This is a genomic window from Myxococcus sp. RHSTA-1-4, assembly GCF_020037125.1.
Classification (GTDB): Bacteria; Myxococcota; Myxococcia; order Myxococcales; family Myxococcaceae; genus Myxococcus.
Genome location: NZ_JAIQDG010000047.1, coordinates 1 through 18131 on the forward strand (window position 1 = coordinate 1; position 18131 = coordinate 18131).

16 protein-coding genes are annotated in these 18131 nt (G+C 71.4%); 6 read left to right on the forward strand and 10 right to left on the reverse strand.

Annotated features, from left to right (window positions below; translation table 11 throughout):
- Positions 1-110 precede the first annotated feature (110 nt).
- Both K8638_RS39870 and K8638_RS39875 read right to left on the reverse strand, forming a co-directional pair.
- The gene (locus tag K8638_RS39870) at positions 111-515 is read right to left on the reverse strand and encodes a hypothetical protein (protein WP_223759994.1); all 405 of its coding nucleotides are present in this window, start codon (positions 513-515) and stop codon (positions 111-113) included.
- Positions 512-1504, reverse strand: coding sequence for a hypothetical protein (locus K8638_RS39875; protein WP_223759995.1), 993 nt, complete (start codon positions 1502-1504; stop codon positions 512-514). The genes K8638_RS39870 and K8638_RS39875 overlap by 4 nt, the downstream gene beginning before the upstream one ends.
- A 175-nt stretch (positions 1505-1679) precedes the next feature.
- On the opposite strand from K8638_RS39875, the gene K8638_RS39880 reads away from it, so the two are divergent.
- From K8638_RS39880 to K8638_RS39890, 3 genes are all read left to right on the forward strand, one after another.
- Entirely contained in the window at positions 1680-2726 is a 1047-nt protein-coding gene (locus K8638_RS39880) for an ABC transporter substrate-binding protein (RefSeq protein ID WP_223759996.1), read from the forward strand.
- Complete coding sequence (locus tag K8638_RS39885; RefSeq protein ID WP_223759997.1) at positions 2723-4390, forward strand: iron ABC transporter permease; 1668 nt, start codon at positions 2723-2725, stop codon at positions 4388-4390. Before K8638_RS39880 ends, K8638_RS39885 begins: the two co-directional genes overlap by 4 nt.
- A 70-nt stretch (positions 4391-4460) precedes the next feature.
- Positions 4461-5495: an ABC transporter ATP-binding protein gene (locus tag K8638_RS39890; protein WP_223759998.1), complete on the forward strand. Its 1035-nt coding sequence runs from the start codon at positions 4461-4463 to the stop codon at positions 5493-5495.
- A gap of 30 nt (positions 5496-5525) precedes the next feature.
- Here K8638_RS39890 and K8638_RS39895 read toward each other — a convergent pair whose 3' ends face one another.
- Complete coding sequence (locus K8638_RS39895) at positions 5526-6110, reverse strand: DUF2911 domain-containing protein (RefSeq protein ID WP_223759999.1); 585 nt, start codon at positions 6108-6110, stop codon at positions 5526-5528.
- Positions 6111-6236: 126 nt separating this feature from the next.
- A complete protein-coding gene (locus K8638_RS39900) occupies positions 6237-6815 on the reverse strand; it encodes a GNAT family N-acetyltransferase (protein WP_223760000.1) in 579 nt (192 codons plus the stop codon).
- Positions 6816-6843: 28 nt separating this feature from the next.
- Between K8638_RS39900 and K8638_RS39905 the strand changes: the two genes are divergently transcribed.
- The gene (locus tag K8638_RS39905) at positions 6844-7113 is read left to right on the forward strand and encodes a DUF2277 domain-containing protein (RefSeq protein WP_223760001.1); all 270 of its coding nucleotides are present in this window, start codon (positions 6844-6846) and stop codon (positions 7111-7113) included.
- A gap of 30 nt (positions 7114-7143) precedes the next feature.
- Here the strand turns inward: K8638_RS39905 and K8638_RS39910 are convergent, their stop codons facing one another.
- Together K8638_RS39910 and K8638_RS39915 are read right to left on the reverse strand one after the other, a co-directional pair.
- Complete coding sequence (locus K8638_RS39910) at positions 7144-8073, reverse strand: fatty acid desaturase (protein ID WP_223760002.1); 930 nt, start codon at positions 8071-8073, stop codon at positions 7144-7146.
- Positions 8070-8723 (reverse strand): phosphatase PAP2 family protein, encoded by a 654-nt coding sequence (locus tag K8638_RS39915; protein ID WP_223760003.1) that lies wholly within the window; start codon positions 8721-8723, stop codon positions 8070-8072. Before K8638_RS39915 ends, K8638_RS39910 begins: the two co-directional genes overlap by 4 nt.
- Positions 8724-8848: 125 nt before the next feature.
- Here K8638_RS39915 and K8638_RS39920 point away from each other — a divergent pair, with 125 nt between their 5' ends.
- Positions 8849-9955, forward strand: a complete 1107-nt coding sequence (locus tag K8638_RS39920) for a GNAT family N-acetyltransferase (protein WP_223760004.1) — start codon at positions 8849-8851, stop codon at positions 9953-9955.
- Between the two features lie 6 nt (positions 9956-9961).
- Here K8638_RS39920 and K8638_RS39925 read toward each other — a convergent pair whose 3' ends face one another.
- From K8638_RS39925 to K8638_RS39935, 3 genes are all read right to left on the reverse strand, one after another.
- Positions 9962-11233: a hypothetical protein gene (locus K8638_RS39925; RefSeq protein WP_223760005.1), complete on the reverse strand. Its 1272-nt coding sequence runs from the start codon at positions 11231-11233 to the stop codon at positions 9962-9964.
- A gap of 154 nt (positions 11234-11387) precedes the next feature.
- The gene (locus K8638_RS39930) at positions 11388-12695 is read right to left on the reverse strand and encodes a PPC domain-containing protein (RefSeq protein WP_223760006.1); all 1308 of its coding nucleotides are present in this window, start codon (positions 12693-12695) and stop codon (positions 11388-11390) included.
- A gap of 7 nt (positions 12696-12702) precedes the next feature.
- Positions 12703-14157, reverse strand: a complete 1455-nt coding sequence (locus K8638_RS39935; protein WP_223760007.1) for an MATE family efflux transporter — start codon at positions 14155-14157, stop codon at positions 12703-12705.
- A gap of 318 nt (positions 14158-14475) precedes the next feature.
- On the opposite strand from K8638_RS39935, the gene K8638_RS39940 reads away from it, so the two are divergent.
- Positions 14476-15516: a UDP-3-O-(3-hydroxymyristoyl) glucosamine N-acyltransferase gene (locus K8638_RS39940; protein ID WP_223760008.1), complete on the forward strand. Its 1041-nt coding sequence runs from the start codon at positions 14476-14478 to the stop codon at positions 15514-15516.
- A gap of 296 nt (positions 15517-15812) precedes the next feature.
- On the opposite strand, the gene K8638_RS39945 is transcribed toward K8638_RS39940, so the two are convergent.
- Positions 15813-18050 carry a M4 family metallopeptidase gene (locus K8638_RS39945; protein WP_223760009.1) on the reverse strand — a complete coding sequence of 746 codons (2238 nt, stop codon included), beginning with the start codon at positions 18048-18050 and terminating at the stop codon, positions 15813-15815.
- Between the last annotated feature and the right edge of the window lie 81 nt (positions 18051-18131).

An 18131-nucleotide genomic window follows, 5' to 3' on the forward strand; every position in this document is an offset into this window, starting at 1 on the left:
CCCCAAATGCATGCCCTTTGGAAGGAACGTTCCTTCCACTACGGCCTGTATAAACCGGGGGCCTGACATGGGGTCGGCGGGGCCCTGGGGCGGCTCGCGGCCTCACGCCTCTAGAATTGCCACTCCTTTCCCTTCTCGTTCAGCGCCTCCCGGGTCGCTGAGATGTCCCGAAGGGCTTTGAAAGGTGAGGAGTCGGCGAGCTTCACCACGGAGTCGAGTACCACGCCCGCGAGCTGCGCATTGTCGGCGGCAATCGCACTGTCGAGCCGCTCGAAGAGGTCGCGGAAGTTCTTCTCCCGCTCATCGAAGCTGCGGTCCAGGTAGTCCAGCAGCACGTCCCGCATGGCGTGGATGCGCTCCACTTCGACGCGGGCGCTCTCCTTCAGGCGGACCTGCTCCGTCCGCTCCTTCTGGATGTCCCGAACGCAGTCGGCCACCATTTTGATGCCGGCGAGCACGTCGGCGATGCTGGCCGCGGACTGGGCAGCCCCGGCAGGCAGCTTCTTGCTCTTCATGCCAGGCCCTCCTCGAGCAGCCGGCGCTGCCGCGCCAGCAGCGTCTCTACCTGCGCGTCGATGCCACCGTCCGCCGTGAAGAGCTGAACACGGAGCAACTCGCTCTCCGCCTTCACGAGCTGCATGGCCGTGGCGAACTTCCGCAGGTGCTGCTCGTTGTCCGCGTCGAACACGCCATCCAGGGTCCAGAGCGCATCGAGGGCGCGGTTGGCACGCACATCCAGTTCCTGGGTCACCCAGCGAAGCTCGTCGACGCGCGCTCCCGCCTGGGTGAGCACCGCGAGCGCAGCCTCGATGTGCGCTACCTTCTGCTCGACCTCGGCCGCATACGCCTCGGCCCTCGTCTTCGCCTTCTCACCCTCACGAGCGATGACGAAGCCGGCCACGGCCACGGCCGGAGCGATGGCGATTCCCCCCAGGATGACCGTTCCCCCCGCCACACCGAATCCTCCCGTCGCGAGGGAGCCCCCTCCCAGCCACGCAAGGACCGCGCTCTTGGCCGCCGCGCCAGAGAGTCCGGAGATGGCCGCTCCCGTGCCCGCTGTCGCGAAGCTCGTGACGAGGCCGGTGGTGACGGCGCTCGCACCGGCGCCCGTGAGGGCGGCCGTGACAGCGCCCGAGAGGGTGCCACCTGCCTCCAGATACTGAGCCGCGAACTGGCGCACCTCCTCGCGGCTCACCCCCAATGCACCAAGGCTGTCGAGCGCCGCGAGGCGGGCCTTCTGTTCGAGCCGCTCCAGGAAGTCGAAGAGGCGCCGGAACGTGGTGACTGTAACCGTTCGCCGCTGGCCCTCCAGCGCATCCAGTCGCGCCTGAAGCTCGGAGCGCCCCTCCTCGAGCCGAGCGACCCACGCTTTGTGGAGTGCCTCGGCGGCCTCGCCGGTCTCCCTGGCCTCCTTCATCGACTGAATGCCGTCGTACGCCTTCTTTCCTCCGTACCCGGCCAGGCCCGCGAGAAAGAGGGCTGCTGGAATGAGCGGCAGCGGCATGACACGTCCTCCCCCGGAAAGCTCGGAGTCTGCCCGCTTCCCCAGCTGCCGGAAACACGGGACTGGGACTCGGCGGTCATCCCCGGGGAGTATTGAGTTGTGGAGGCAATCGCAATCCAGGAGCACGGAGCGGTGACTGTGACTTTCAGCGCCCGTTCCGCATAATCCGCCGGGAATGTCCCTTCCCGCCCTGGTCCGGGGGGCCGGCCTCGCCGCCGCGCTCGTCCTGCTCGCCTCGTGCCGCATCGAGTCCGCCGCGCCCTCATCCGGGCCCGCGGCCGCCAGCGAGGGCGCACCCTCCGGGGACGTCTGGGTCTACACGTCCATGTACCGGCACGTGCTGGACGCGCTGGACCCGCTGCTGAAGGAGAAGCTCCCCGGCGTGCAGGTCCACTGGTATCAGGCCGGCAGCGAGAAGGTGGCCAGCCGGCTGGAAGCCGAGCGCGCCGCGGGCGCCGTCCGTGCCGACCTCCTCGCCACGTCGGACCCGTTCCTCTACGAGCGGCTCGCGCGGGAGGGAGCCTTCGCGCGCTACGCTTCCCCGTATGTGCTCCGGGTCCCCCGCCCGCTGGTGGACCTGGACGCGCGCTACGCGGCCATCCGCCTGTCCACCATGGTCCTCGTCCACCGCGAGGGCACCACGCCCGCGCCGTCCTCCTTCGCCGAGCTGGTGAATGGCCGCTGGAAGGGGCGCGTGGCCATCGGCGACCCGCTCACCTCGGGCACCGCCTTCACCTGGGCCGTGTTCTGCCAGGCGAAGTACGGCGATGCGTTCTTCACCGGCCTGCGCGAGCGCGGCGCCATCGTCGCGGGCGGCAACGCGGCGGTGCTCCAGAAGGTGGAGAGCGGCGAGGCCGACGCGGGCGTGCTGCTGCTGGAGAACGCCCTGGCGGCCCGGGCGCGCGGCAGTCCCATCTCCGTGGTGTGGCCCACGGACGGCGCCGTCGTCATCCCCGGCCCGGTGGCCCTCTTCGCGACGACGCCCAACCCCGTGGCCGCGAAGGCCGTGCTGGACGTGCTCCTGTCTCCCGAGGGGCAGCGCCTCATCGTCGAGAAGGGCGACATGCACGCGGTGGACCCACGGCTCGGTGGGCCGCGTGGCGAGCCCGGCGTGGAGGAATTGCTGGAGCGCTCGCGGCCGTGGACACCCGCGCTCGTCGAGCTGGGGCTCACGCGCGGCGGGGCCATCAAGGAGACCTTCACCCGGGCCTTCGCGCGATGAAGGCGGCCTCGGCGCGGTGGCTCGGCCTGGGTGCGTGGCTGGTGCCCATCCTCTTCTTCGCCGTGGGCCCCGTCGGGGCGCTGCTCCTGCGAGGCACGGGGGCTCACGGCGACGCGGGCCTGGCCTGGCTGGCCTCGGAGACCGGAGCGCTGGGGAACACGCTGGGCATCTCCGCCGGGGCGGCGGCGCTCGCGTTCCTGCTGGGCGCGCCGCTGTCGCTGCTGCTGTTCCGTACGGACCTGCCGCTGCGCGGCGCCTTCACGGTGCTCTTCACCCTGCCCTCCGCGATTCCGGCGTTCATCTGGGGCATGGGGTGGCTGTCGCTCGCCAGCCCTCGCGCGGGCTACCTCAACCGCCTGCTGGGCGACGGCGCCTTCGACATCTATGGCCCGGCGGGCATCGCCTTCGTCGAGGGCTTGTCGGGGCTGCCGCTGGTGCTGCTGGCGGGGGCCGCGGCGCTCCGGCGGGTGGACCCGGCGCTGGAGGAAGCCGCGCGGGTGTGCGGCGCTTCACCCCTGCGCGCGCTGCTGACGACGACGCTGCCCCTGGCCCTGCCGTCGCTGCTGTCGGGCACGGTGATGGTGTTCCTCATGGCCGCGTCGTCCTTCGGCGTTCCGTACCTCCTGGGTGTGTCGGCCTCACCGCCCACGCGGGTGCTCACCACGCGAATCTACGAGCTGGTGCTGTTGGGTGGGGATGCGGGCCTGGCACGCGCCTCGGTGCTGGCCACCGCGCTCCTGCTGCTCACGCCCCTGGCGCTCCTGGCGACATGGGCCCTGGGACGCTCCGGCCGTGTGCGGCTGAGCGCGGGCAAGGGCGTGGCCTCCCGTCTCCTTCCGCTGGGCCGTGCGCGTGGGTCCGCTCTGGTGGCCGTGGGCCTCACCTGCGTGCTGCTGGTGCTGCTCCCGCTGGGCGCCATCCTCCTCACGTCCATGCAGCGCAGCTTCGGCGCGGAGCTGGCGTGGCGGGAGCTGACGCTGGCGCACTGGTCCGGCGTCCTGCTGGAGCCGCGCACACTGCGCGCCACGGGGCGCAGCCTGCTGCTGGCCGCGGGGGCGGGAGGGCTGGTGTGCGTGCTGGGGCTCGCGGCCGCGGTGTTGCAACGGAGCTTCCGCCGGCTCGGGGCGGGAGTGGAGGCGCTCGCCGTATGGCCCTACGCCGTCCCGGGCACGGTGGTGGCGCTGGCGTTGCTGCTCGCCTTCTCGCGGGACCTGCGCTTCATCCTGCTCGGCCGGGCCGCCTTCGTGCTCGCGCTGGCGCACACGCCGTGGCTGCTGCTCATCGCCTACGCGGCGAAGTACCTCGCGCTCGGAGCGCGGAACAGCGCGGAGGCGCTGGCGCAAATCGACCCGTCACTCGCGGAGGCGGCACGGGTGAGCGGCGCGGGCCCGGTACGCGCGTTCGTGGACGCGCCGCTGCCGTTGCTGCGCCCGGCGCTCACGGTGGCGTTCGTGCTGGCCTTCCTCGCCTGCGCGACGGAGATAACGATGTCCGTGCTCCTCGTGCCCGCGGGCTCGGAGGTGCTGGGCACGCTCCTGTTCGAGCTGCAGAGCTACGCGGACCCGGCCGCCGCGGCGGTGCTGGCCTGTGCCTTCGTGGCGCTGGTGGTGGTGGGCCAGTCGGTGCTCGCGCTGGTGGGCCGGCGCACGGTGGAGGTGCGGTGATGGGAATGGCGCCCGGAGTGCTGGAGCAGACGCGCAGGCGAGTGGACCGGCGCACGAGGGAGGCTCGGTGATGGCGTCCATCGCGCTGGGGGGCCTGTTCAAGTCGTACGGCGCCACGCCGGTGGTGCGGGGCCTCAGCCTGGACGTACGCGAGGGGGAGCTGGTCTCCCTGCTCGGGCCGTCAGGCTGCGGGAAGACGACGACGCTGCGAATGCTGGCGGGGCTGGAGCATCCGGACTCGGGCGTCATCCGCATTGGCGGGGAGACGGTGACCGGGCCCGGAGTGCGCGTTCCTCCCGAGCGCCGCGGGCTGGGCATGGTCTTCCAGAGCTACGCCGTCTGGCCCCACCGCTCCGTGGAGGAGAACGTGGCCTACCCGCTGACGCTGCGGCGCCTGGCGAAGGCGGAGGTGGCGTCGCGCGTGAAGGAGGCACTGAGGTGGGTGCGGCTGGAGGCGCTCGCGACGCGCAGGCCGCACGAGCTGTCGGGTGGCCAGCTCCAGCGCGTGGCGCTCGCGAGGGCGCTGGTGGCCAGCCCGCGCGTGCTGCTGCTGGACGAGCCGCTGTCCAACCTGGACGCCGCCCTGCGCGAGGAGCTGCGCGCGGAAATCGCCGCCCTGCGCGCGAGGCTGGGCACCACCATGGTCTTCGTCACGCACGACCAGGGCGAGGCGCTGGCCCTGTCGGACCGCATCGCGGTGATGAACCAGGGCGTCATCGAGCAGGTGGACGCGCCCGAGCGGCTCTACCGTGAGCCCGCGACGCCCTTCGTCGCGGGCTTCGTCGGAGGAGCGAATGTCCTCGTGGGCCAGGTCCGCGACGGCGCGTTCCACACCGCCCAGGGAGACACGAGGTTCCCCCTGCCGCCGGGGACAGCCGCTCCGGACGGCCCCTGCACGCTGGTCGTCCGCCCGGAGGACCTGGAATTGGGCGCGGAGGGCACGCCGCTGCCCCTCTCCGCGCGCCTGTTCCTCGGGCACGCCGCGGAGTACCGCTTCCCGGTGGGGGGCACGCTGCTACGCGTGGTGGGCCCGCCCCGCGAGGTGCGCGCGGGCGAGGTGCTGCCCGTGCGCATCGCGAAGGCAAAGCTGTTCGCCACCGGGTGAGCTGGCCCGACGCCCCCGGAAACCTCGAGCTCAGCCCTTCTTCGCGGGACGCACGGGCACGGAGACCTGCGTGTTCTCCCACGAGATGTTCAGCGCGGTGCCCTTGTCGTCGAAGGCAATCGTGAAGGCCTCGTAGGTGTCCGCGCTCTTCTTCACCGGCACGTCCACGCGCAGGACGTCATTGTCCTTGTTGTACTTGTAGGCGCCCCACTGGCCGACGTCCTTGTTGACGATGAGGGTCCACTTGTCCGCCTGGGGAATGGTGAAGAGCGAGTAGGTCCCCGCCGGGAGCCGCTTGCCCGCGAGCTCGATGTCGGCCGTCGCCGTCAGCTCGGTGGCGGCGTTCGCGCCCAGGCGCCACACCTCGCCATAGGGCACCAGCTTGCCGAAGATGACGCGCTTCTGGCCCGTCTTCGGGTCCTGGATGCGGGGCGAGTTGTACGTCACCTTCACGTACGTGGTGTCGTCCAGCTTCTCCGCCGTCATCTCCAGCGGGCTGACGGGGGCCTTCGCGGGCGGGATGCTCTTCTGCGCCAGCGCGGGCGTGGCGGCGAGGAAGACGAGCGCGGCCAGGGTCGGGATGCTCAGGTGCGAGGTGAGTCGACGGTGCGTCATGGGTTGGGCCCTCTGTCGTGAAGGAAGAACGGAAGCGGCGCCGGACCGTAGCATCGGGTCCGGCAGGGGTACCCCCGCTTCTTCCGGGCCCCTGGAACGCCGGACGGGGCCGCCCATTCCCCGGAACTACCGCTCGCCGTCGCGCAGGCCCATGGCGATGACGGCCCACTCGTCGGTGGCGTCCCGGTACGTCTCGATGACCTCGAAGCCGACGCGTGCGTGGGCCCGCATGGAGCGCGTGTTGCGCGTGGCCACCTCCGTCACCATGCAGTCGAAGCGTCCCCCGTAGCTGGCGCGGTGCTCACGGTAGAGCGCGTCGAACACCCCCTGGCCCCGGTACGCCTCGGCCACGCACACCTGGCCCATGACGTAGTAGCGGGAGTCGCGGAGCGGCCGGCCGCGCCAGCTCAGCGTCTCCAGGAGCTGGAACATGGGCTCCAGGATGGGGACGAAGGCGCGGGCCTCCACCGGCATCACCAGCGCATAACCCGCGAGCTGCTCGCCCTCCCTGGCGATGACGCTCGGCGCGAGCGCGTGCATCCGCTCCAACACGTCCAGCGTGTGGGACACGGTGACGAAGCCCTCACGCGCGGCCTGCTCGGGTGAGACGTGGCCGCGCAGGTTGGCGGCCTGGAGCCGGAGAATCTGCTCCAGCTCCTCTCTGCGCGTGACGAGGCAGGTCCGAAGCGTGGGCGACGGGGGCATGGTGCGGGCTTTCTAGTACGCTCGGGCCATGTGCCGGAACATCAAGCCGCTGTTCAACTTCTCGCCTCCCGCCACCGACGAGGACATCCGCGCGGCGGCGCTGCAGTTCGTCCGCAAGATTGCCGGTACGCGCAAACCCTCGAAGCAGAACACCGACGCCTTCGAGGTCGCCGTCGAGGAAATCTTCCAGAGCTCGAAGCGCATGCTGGACGGACTGGTGGCGACCACGCCGCCCCGGGACAGGGCACGCTTCGAGGCCATGAAGCGGCTGCGCTACAAGGAGGCGAAGCCGCGCTGAGGCGGCGGGCGCATTCCTCCCGCCCGCGGGCTACGTCCCCGCCGGGCCGCCGGACGGGGTCGAGTCCCCCACCGCCGCGGTCAGCCGGGGCCCGCGCCAGAATCGCAGGAAGGCCGTGAGGTAGCCCGGCCGCTCGCGGGTCGGGTCGTCATGGCGCGGCAGGTACAGCCAGGGCACGCGCGGGTGCTGGTGGTGGGCCAGGTGCCAGTTGAAGTGCAGCAGCAGCGCCTCGTACAGCGGATGCGCCCGCAGGTTGTGCGCTCCGTCCAGCACATGCCTCGGGCTGTGCGCGTGGGTGACGTACTGCTGCGCCGACCAGTTCAGCCCGAAGAGCGCATACAGCAGCAGGTAGCGCCCGGGTGACAGGCCCAGCGCGAGCACCAGGCCCACGTGCAGCAACACCACGCCGGCGCACTCCGCGCGGATGCGGCGCATGAAGGACGCGGGGATGCCCTCCACCATGGCCACGGCGGAGGGGTCCTTCACCAGCCGGCCACGCAGCGCCCCGGGCGCCACCAGCACCACGGCCATCGCCAGCGGCACCAGCAGCCAGAAGCCGCCCAGGTAGAGGGCATAGAAGATGACGTGTTTCCGCCGCACGTCGTCCCCCGGGTAGTACAGGTCGAACATCTCCGCGTCGCTGCGGTTGCGGCGGTGGTGCCCCAGGTGGCACGCGCGAAGGAACGTGAAGGGCCCGGGGAAGAACGCCGCCAGCAGCAGGCCGAAGCCCTCGTTGACCGCCGGGTGCGAGTGGAAGACGCGGTGTTCGGCCTCGTGCAGCAGCGAGTACAGCGGCAGGAAGAGGAAGGAGAAGGCCACGCCCGCGCCCAGCACGCCCGGCCACCCGTCCGCGCGCGAGGCGAGCCACTGCAACGCCACACCTCCGGTGACGATGACGAGCGCCAGCGCCACGTTGACGCGGCCCGGAGGCGCGGGAATGTCCACGGGTGCGCCGCTCACGGAGTCCTCACCGCGGTCACGGGCGTCACCGCCTCCGCGAGCCCCCGCGCGGGCCAGCGGCGGAAGAACAGCGCATGCGCCGCGAGCGCCACCACCCCACCGCCGAGCACATCCACCAGGAAATGCTGCTTCACGGTGAGCGTGGACACGGAGATGAGCGCGGCCCACACCAGCCACAGCACGCCGGCGCGCCGGTGCCGCAACCGCAGCGCCCCGAGCACGGTGACGGCGACGTGGAGACTCGGAAAGGTGTTGCCCGGCAGGTCCTGCGACCACATCACCCGGAACTGCTCACGCCAGTACGGCGACGCAATCGCCTCCACCGGCGGGCGCGGGAAGTGCGACGTGAAGAGGAAGAAGCCCAGGTAGCACAGCGCGTTCACCACCAGCACCGCGCCCAGCATCCGCACGTACTCCTCCGCCTCCAGCGCCCACGCCGCCACCAGCGGGAAGACGAAGAAGGACGTATAGACGACGTACGTCCAGGGAATGAACGGAATGGCCGCGTCCACCGGCAGCGACAGGTCGAAGCGCGGCGGCAGGTTCGCGTTGAGCCACCAGTAACACTGGAAGGTCCCCATGAGGACGGCCACCGTGGTGGCCAGGCGGCCGGCGAAGCGGCGGTTGAGGCGCAGCAACAGCTCCCGCATGGCCCTTCCTTCCATCCTCCAGAGGCGGACCCGCCCGGATGTGAGCACGGCGCGAGGCTCCCTGCCAACGCACGGCCCGCGTGGGGTCCACGGCGCCTTTCTCGCGTAGGCTCCCCATCCGCCGCATGAGCCTCCTCCGACGCGCCACCCGTGAAGACAATGCCGCGCTGCTCGACCTGTTCGGCGCGGTGCCCATGCAGGGCGAGCTGGTCCTCTCCACCCGGCGTTCCCCGGACTACTTCGCCCTCTTCGACATGCAGCGCGGCGACGCGGAGGTCTGGGTCCACGGCGAGGGAGGCCCGCTCGACGGCATGGGCGCCATCCACGTGCGCGACGGCTGGCTGGAGGGCCGCCCGTGCCGGGTGGGCTACCTGGGCGACCTGCGCACCCGCTTCTCCGCGCGCCGGACCCGGGGCCTCGCCCGCTACTTCGGCCCCGTGCTGGAGGAGACGGCGCAGCGCCTGGGCGTGGACACCTTCCTCACCGCCGTCATGGCCTCCAACGCCACCGCCCTCCAGGCCCTGGTGCGCCGCCGCCCCGGACGCGAGGCCCAGCCCCACTACGCCCTGCTCCGCCGCTTCTCCGCCGTCTCGCTCCAGTTCCTGCTCCGCCGCCGCCCCCGTCCCAGCGCCTTCACCGTGCGCCGTGCCACGCCGGAAGACCTCCCCGCCATGGCCGCGCTCCTGGACGAGGACCACCGCGCGCGCCCCTTCGGATACCGCTACGACGCCGGCGAGCTGGAGCACCGCTTCGCCCGCTGGCCGGGGCTGCGCGTGGAGGACACGTACCTCGCCTTCGACGCGGGCGGGCGGCTGGTGGGCTGCACCTCCGCGTGGAACCCCGAGGCCGTGAAGCGCTACCGCGTCCACGCGTACCGGGGAAGCATGCGCTGGGTGCGGCTGGGTTGGAACGCCATGGCCTCCGTGGCGCGGGCGCCGCGACTGCCCGCTCCCGGCAGTGACTTCCGCTACTTCTACCTCTGCAACACCAGCGTGCGCGGAGAGGACCCCGCCATCTTCCGCGCGCTGCTGGAGCAGGTGTACGCGGACTTCCACGGCCGCGGCTTCCACTTCGTCACCCTCTACCTCGGAGAGGACGACGCGCTGGCCCCGGCGCTGAAGGGCTTCCTCCAGCGCCGGCTCGACTTCCACCTCTACGCGGTGACACCGGCCTCGCGCCCGCGTGACACATTCCCACCCGGGCGCACCGGCTTCGAAATCTGCCTGCCGTAGCCGCGCTCAGCGGGCCGCGCCGGCCGTCGTGTCCCCCAGGTCCTCCACCCAGAGCTCGAAGGGAGTGTCCACGACACCCGCCGAGGGAGGACTCACCTGGAGGAGATAATCGCCAGCCACGGCCTGCTCGAGGACGTGCCAGGAGGGGCTGGCATGTCCCAGCCACATCCCCCGCCCGTCGAGGAGCTGGATGGACGCGGCGACCAGGGGCTGCTGCCGCAGGACGTAGGTGTGGCCGGCCTCCGCGGTGAAGGCGAGTGCGTCCACGTCCTTGCGGGTCAGGAGCCGGACGGGGACGGGCACCCCGGGCGTCATCCACGTGGCGGTGCCCATCGAGTCGCCGTGGTCATCCAGCCCCAGGTCTCGCAGCCAGCAGCGGAACGTCATCGGCATCTGGCCGTACGTGGGGCTCACCTGCATGAACCAGGTTCCGGCGGACCGCGCCTGCAGCTCCACCTCGGGCAGGCGCCGTGAGCCCAGGCCCTCCCCGGAGTCCACCACCCGGCCCGTGGAATCCAGCAGCCGCAGGGCGACGCCCGCTTCGAGCGAGGGCAGCTCGCAGCCCAGGCGGTACCCATGTCCCGCCTCGGCCTGGAACCGGATGACGTCGTCGTCTCCCAGGAAGGTGGTCGTCACCGTGAAGAACGTGTCCGACGGACTCATCCCTCCGGCCTGCTCCGGGGAGTCCCCGTGGTCGTCGGGGCCCAGGTCCTGGAGCTGGTACACATACGTCCCCGACTCTCCAGCTCCGGACACCTCGATGTACCAGGGCCCCGCGCCCTTCGGCTTGAAGGACCAGGCGGTCCGCGGGTTGTCGAGGAAGAAGCCCGTCATCTGCCGGCCCGAGGTGTCCAGCAGGCGCGGCAGGCACCGGGGCAGCGTCAGGGGCTGGCAGAGGAAGACGTAGGTGTGGCCGGGCTCGGCGGTGAAGGTGAAGAGGTCCCGGTCGAACTGGCCGCGCGTGCTGGCGCTGATGCGGCCCTCCAGCGGCTCCCGCGTCACGCTCAATACCGTGGCCTCCCCGGGCGAGCACGCGTGGTCGTCCTGCTCGACGAAGGCGGAGACCTGGCAGAGCAGCCCGGCGGAGGACTCCCAGGCGCCGCAGCGGCACATGGGCTGGCCTCCGTTGGAGACACACGTGCCCGCGGTGCAGCGCACACCCGCGCACGCGACGGCGTCGTCCGGCTCCACGACGAAGGACGGGCCACAGCCCACGAGGAAGAGCAGGACGGCGATGGCCAGGGGACCAGCCCCCGCGTGGAGCAATGAACGGAGCACGCGCGGACCTCGGGTGGATGGCGCGTACAGGACCTATGAACGGCCCCCCGCTCCGCCAACACACCTGCCCCGCGGGACAGTGCCCACCCTGTTCCCCAGCGCACACGCCTGCCGCCAACGGCCCGCCGGTGGCGTCCGGAGTGACGACCTCCGCTCACTTCAAGCGGAGTCCGTCCACGTCCACGCCCGCCCTCCCGGACAGGCCTCCGTCCACCAGCAACAGCAGGAAGTCGTAGAGCCAGGAGGCGCCCTCCCGGACCTGGATGAAGTACGTCCCGTCCGACGCCACCTGGAAGGAGAAGGAGGGCGCGATGAGGCTCGCCACCTCGCGCCCGGAGGCGTCCACCACCCGGAGCCCCAGCGCGCCCCACGGGTCGCTGCTCAGCGTGTAGAAGCGCCCCGCCTTCGCGGTGAAGGAGAGGACGTCCACGTCCTCGTCCGAGTGCAGGGTGACGGGCACGGGGACGCCGGGAGTCACGGGCGTGGCGCCGTCCAGCGTGTTCGCGTGGTCGTCGGGCCCCAGGTCCTCGAGCCAGCAGGAGGACTCCAGCCGCCACTGGTTGCCGCGCAACACGCGCACCGTCACGAACCAGTCCGCCTCCCGGTCCGCCAGCACGCCGACCCCGATGGACGGGTCCGAGAATGAGGAGGTGGAGTCCACGAGCGTGCCGCTGGCCCCTCTTCTCAAGGTCAGCTCCAGCTCCCGCGCGAGCACCGCGGTGGGCGCCGGCAGCTCGCAACCGAAGCGGTAGCCATGCCCCGGCTGGGAGCGGAAGGTGAACACGTCCTGGTCATGGAGCCCGGAGTGCGTGACGGTGAAGGGAGACCGCCCCCACGAGGGCTGGAGCGCGGTGGCGCCCGCGAAGTCATCGCCATGGTCATCCAGGCCCAGGTCCTGGAGTTGGTACGTGTACGTCCCGACGCCCTTCTCGCTGGACACCTCCACGTACGCGGTGCCCTCGTCCAGCGTGAAGAACAGCGCCCGGCCCGGGCCGTCCAGCGAGCGCGCTTGAAGGGTGTCCACCTCGTTACCGGAGCCGGCCAGCAGGCGCAGCCGGCAGTCGGGCAGCGTCTTCCAATTACAGACGAAGGCGTACACGTGGCGCGCCCCGGAGGTGATGGCGAAGAGGTCCCGGTCCACCATCCCCTCGCGCTCGCTCACGTCGATGCGGCCCGTGAGGGCGCTCATCGGGGCGGACAGCACGGTGGCATCCCCAGGCGAGCCGCCATGGTCGTCCGGTACGTCGAAGACGCCCACGGCGCACGACAGTCCGGCGGCCCTCTCCCACGGGCCGCAGCGGCACATGGGCTGGCCGCCGTTGGAGACGCAGGTCCCCGCGGTGCAGCGGACTCCGGCGCAGGCCACGCTGTCGTCCGCCACGTCCGTGGGGCCGCAGGCGGCCACCAGCAGCACGCACGGCAGGAGACGGATGAACGCGGCGGGCAGTCGCTTGGGCATCATGCGAAGGCTACACCCTGCGTTCCTTCCAGTGGCCCCGCCGGAAGAGGACGATGGCCGCCAGCGCCATCACCGAGAAGGCCACGGAGATGGAGAGGAACGCGCCCGACGGCCCCATCCCCAGCGGCCCGGACAGCGCCCACGCCAGGGGCAGCTCCAGCAGCCAGAAGCAGCAGATGTTGAGGACGGTGGGCGTGGCGGTGTCCCCCGCGCCGTTGAAGGCCTGCGTCAGCACCATGCCGAAGGCATAGAAGACGAAGCTGGCGCTCATGAGGCGCAGCGCGTGGACCGCGTGCGCCACCACCTCCGGCTCGCGCGTGAAGATGCCCACCACCTGCCCCGCGAAGGCGACGAACAGGAGCCCCAGCGCGCCCAGGAACACGGCGTTGATGCGGCCCGCCGTCCACACCGCGTGCTCTCCCCGCTCCGGCTGGCGGGCCCCCAGGCTCTGCCCGACGAGGGTGGCCGCCGCGTTGCTCAGCCCCCACGAGGGCAACAGCGCGAAGAGGACGACGCGGATGGCGATGGTATAGCCCGCCACCGCAGCGCTGCCGAAGGTGGCGACGATGCGCGCCAGCACCACCCAGCTCGAGGTGCCCACCAGCGCCTGCGCGGTGCCCGCGCCGGACAGCCGCAGCATGGCCAGCATCGTCCCGGGCTCCAGCCGCAGGTGCTCGCGGCGCACCTGGAGCCGCCCGTCCCCGCGCGCCAGCCGGTAGAGCTGGTACACCACGCCGCAGCTCCGCCCGAAGGTGGTGGCCACCGCCGCCCCCATCACCCCCAGCTCCGGAAAGGGCCCCACGCCGAAGATGAGCATGGGCGCCAGGACGATGTTGATGGCGTTGGCCAGCACCAGCACGCGCATGGAGATGGCCGCGTCCCCCGCGCCCCGGAAGATGGCGTTGATGAGGAACAGGAGCAGCACGCTGCCCATGCCGCCCAGCATCACCTGCGTGTAGCGCACGCCGTGCTCCAGCACCCACGGCGAGCCGCCCATCAGGGCCATCAGCGGCCGCGCGAAGACGACGCCCGCCACGGCCACCGGCACCGCCAGCACCATGCCCAGGCCTATCGCCTGCACCGCGGTGCGCGCGGCCCGCTCCGGGTCTCCCTCGCCGATGCGGCGCGACACCAGCGCCGTGGCGCCGATGCTCAGGCCCATGGCCGCCGCGTAGATGATGGTGAGCAGCGACTCGGTGAGGCCCACCGTCGCCACCGCGTCCGCCCCCAGCCGGCCGACGAAGAAGACGTCGACCACGGCGAAGACGGACTCCATCATCATCTCCAGCACCATGGGCACGGCGAGCAGGAAGATGGCCCTGCGCACCGGGAGCCGGGTGAGGTCCCTCCGCGTCCCGTGGACGGCCTCCTTCAGCGACTCCCACAGCCCGGGCGTGTCGCCCTCGGGCGGCCCTCCCGCGTCCACCAGCGGGGGACTCGCCTCGGCGGGGGATGTTTCCGACATGCCTGCCTCCGGGCCCCCTTGTGTCAGGAAGGGTGGGCCGCGTCCAGCGACGGGACGGTGGCGGATTCCTGACGCGCCATCCGCCACGGAGTTACCGGAAGGGAGGGCAGGCGGGCGAGGCGGCGGATGCTCCACCGCGGGGCTCCCCGTGCTCGACTCGCGCGCCACGTACACAGCGGGCACAAGGCCCGCACCGGGAGCGGATTCCCTCACCCCGTGCGTTGGCGGGTGGACAGCCTACACGCGCCGCGGGGCCGTCCGTACGTCAGAGCACCGGGTGCTAGGTTCGTGCGACTCATGGGAACGAGCCCATCACTCGTGAGCCCGTCCGCCGTGTCCGCCGGGGGGGCCGCGCACTTCAGCATGGCCAGCAGTGCCCGAGTCCTCGGGAAGCTCCTCCTCGGGCCGGGCGCCATCATCGCGCAGGGCGCGGTCATCCGCTCCGTCGCGGGCTCCGTGCGGCTGGGGGCGGGGGCGGCGGTGCTGGAAAACGCCTCCGTCATCGGCACCCCCGAGCACCCGGCCCAGGTGGGAGAGCGGGCGGTGCTCGGCCACAGGAGCATCGTCATCGGCGCGGAGGTGGGCCCGCTGTGTGAGGTGGGCAACGGCGCCATCCTCATGCCCGGCGCCCGCGTGGGCGCGCGCTGCTTCGTGGGTGAGGGCACGCTCATTCCCGCCGGCATGGTGGTGCCGGACGAGTCGGTGGTGGTGGGCCGCCCCGGCCAGGTCCTCCGCCGCGCCAATGCAGAGGACCTGGAGCGGCTGCGGACGCTCCGGGGGGGCAGCCTGGTGCTGCCGGGCCAGCCACTCACCGCCTTCTCCGCGAGAGACCGAGCCGAGGACGCTCCCATGGGACAGCTCTACACCTTCCGGGACAAGCACCCGCTGGTCCACCCGATGGCCACCCTCTTCTCCACGGCCGAGGTCATGGGGGACGTGGTCATCGGCCCGGGCAGCATCATCGGGCCCGGGGTGAAGATTGTCGGCGACTCGCACGGGCAGGTGCGCATCGGCGCGGGGGTGCAGGTGCTCTCGAACACGGTGCTGCACCTGCTGCCGGACAACGCGCTGGTGCTGGAGGACGGCGTCATCATCGGCCCGGGCTGCATGGTGCACGGCTGCCATGTGGGCGCGGGCACGGTGGTGGAGCCGGGCGCCATCCTCTGCGACGGCAGCCGGCTGGGCCGCGGCTGCCTCGTGGGCGCGGGCAGCCTGGTGAAGCAGCGCACCATCTTCCCGGACGGCGCGCGGGTGGACGGCTTCCCCGCCACGCAGACGGGCACCCTCCCGGCGCCTCCGCCCCCGCCCCGCTGGGCGCTGCGCTCGGAAGACCTGCCGGGCCTGCGGCGCGTGAGCTGATCCACGCACCTGCTCGAGCCTGCCCAGTTGCTCCTCGTAGATGCGCTTCAACCCCGGGTCCGCGCAGGGCGCATCGACGTATGCGCGGAGGCTCCGCTGGTATTCCTGCTTGAACTGGGGGCTGGCGGGGTCGAACGAGTGCTTGCCCTGCGCGGCGGCCACGTCCCGGGCGCGCCCACGGCGCCTCCGGAAACGAACCTGGCTGGGGAGCCGTGCACAGGCCCGGAAACGACAGCACCCGGGCGGCCATGAGGCCTCCCGGGTGCCGGTGCTTCAGGAATGCGAGGCGCTGAAGGCTAGTACTGGCCCTTGAGCGTCACACCCGAGTACGCCGAGTAGCCGCGCAGCATCACGTAGTACGTGCCGGCCGTCGTCTTGGTCAGCGTGCAGGTCTCGGCGTTGCCGGACTTGTACGGACGGCAGTCGTACGTGGAGGTGGTCGGCGCGGAGCCGAAGCGCACGTACATGTCCGCGTCGCCCGTGCCACCGCTGATGGTGAAGGTGACGGCGGTGTTCGCCGGCACGGCCATGGTGTAGGTCACCGTGGAGCTGGAGGCGCCGGACAGGCCCGTCACCGGCACGCCGTTCGTCAGCACGTTGCCGGTGGGCGGAGGCGTGGAGCCGTACGTGCCCGTCAGCGTCACGCCGGAGTAGGCCGAGTACGCGTTCAGCATCACGTAGTAGGTGCCCGCCTGGATGTTGGTGATGGTGCACGTCTCGCTGTTGCCGCTCTGGTAGGGACGGCAGTCGTACGTGGAGGAGTCCGGCGCGGCGCCGAAGCGCACGTACAGGTCCGCGTCGCCCGTGCCACCGGAGATGGTGAACGTCAGGCTGCTGGAGCCCGAGGGCACCGCGAGGGTGAAGAACTTCTGGCCGCCCGCGCTGTCGGACAGGCTCGTCACCGGCACGCCGTTGCTCAGCGCGGTGGTGGTGGGCGGAGGAGTAGCGACGCCCACGCCCACGGCCTCCCACGCGGCCTTCACGGCGTCCTGCGTGGCCGTGTCATAGCCCAGGTCCGCGGCCGCCTGGATGGTCCACGTCTTCGCCTGCGCGAAGGTGGTGGAGGCGGTGAAGAGGTCGACGTTGGCCTTGTACCAGATGCGGGCGGCCTTCTCGACGCCGATGGCCGGCACGTTGATGGTGGAGCGGCCGCGCGGGTGCACGCCACCCTTGGAGAGCAGGGCGAAGGCCAGGTTGGGCACGCCCGAGCTGTAGTGCACGTCCGTGGACGAGGTCACGTTCGCCGCCCAGTCCTTGGACACGCCGTCCTTGGCCGGGTCATCCATGTAGCGGAGCGCGTCGTTCGCGGTGCCGGGGGTCCAGATGTCCTCGCCAATCATCCAGATGGCGGAGGCGGTGCTCCAGGTGCCCGACTGCCAGCTCTCGCAGATGGCCGCGAAGGTGTCGGACATGGCCTCGTTCAGGCCGCCGGACTGGCCGGAGTACGTGAGGTTGGACTCGCGCTCCGTCACCGCGTGGGTCAGCTCGTGGACGGTGACGTCCGCGTCCTTGCCCAGCTCGATGGAGTTCACGCCGTCGCCGTCGCCGTACACCATCTGGGTGCCGTCCCAGTAGGCGTTCACGTAGCTGCTGCTGTAGTGCACGGTGCTGATGAGCGTGGCGCCCGCGTTGTCGAACGAGTCGCGGCCGAACAGCGTGTTGTAGCAGTTGTACGTGAGCCCGAGCATGTCGTAGTTCGTGTCCACGTGCGAGTCGCCGGTGGCGGCCTGGCCCTCGCTGCGCTTCAGGGTGCCCGGGGTGCTGGTGCCGTTGTTGGCGCTGTAGACCTTGCGGTTGATGGCCGAGTGGATCTGCGGGTGGCGCGCCACGACGTCACCGCCGCGCGCGTTCACGTACACCAGGTCCACCAGGGGCATGCCGTCGCGCTCGCCCGTCACGCGGACTTCCCAGGCCAGGTGCAGCTTCTCGGCCTCGTCGCGCACGTACACCAGGCGCGGGCTGCCGGAGGAGTCGATGCCGTTGCCGGCCGTGGCGCGGACCGCGGCGAACGCGGCGGCGGCGGCGTCAACGGTGGGCTTGGCGGACAGGGCCACGCCGTCACGCGCGGAGCCGTTGGCGGCGTACACCGTGCCGTCGGCGCGCACGTGGACGATGAGCTCGCCGTTCACCACCTCCAGGCCCTGCTTGGTCTGCCGGTAGCGCAGGTGCTGGTTGCCCTGCTCGTCCGTGCGCACGCTGCGCAGGACGAGGTCCGCCGGGTTCAGCCGGAACACCGGCGACACCGCGGACACAGCAGGGGACGCCGCGGCGGCGGCCTGGCCGACGGCCATGCCCGACACCGAGCGCTCCACCTTGCCCAGCTCACCGCGAATCGTGGACGGAATCCCGTCCTCGTGGACGCCGAGCACTCCGGCGTTCTTGAGGGCACCCAGCGAATCCTGGATGTCCTCCCCCCCCTTCTCCTGCCCGGCCGACTGCGACTCGTCACCCGCCGCGGGGTCCACCGTTCCGCAGGCGGTGAGGGCCAGACCCAGCCATGCCGCGCCAAACTTCTTCAATACGTGAATAGCCAACGAACAACCTCCAGGGAGAAAGGCCAGCTATTCGTGACACATCTGGAATGAGAATTTCAAATCCCTCCGTGCGTTTTTTTG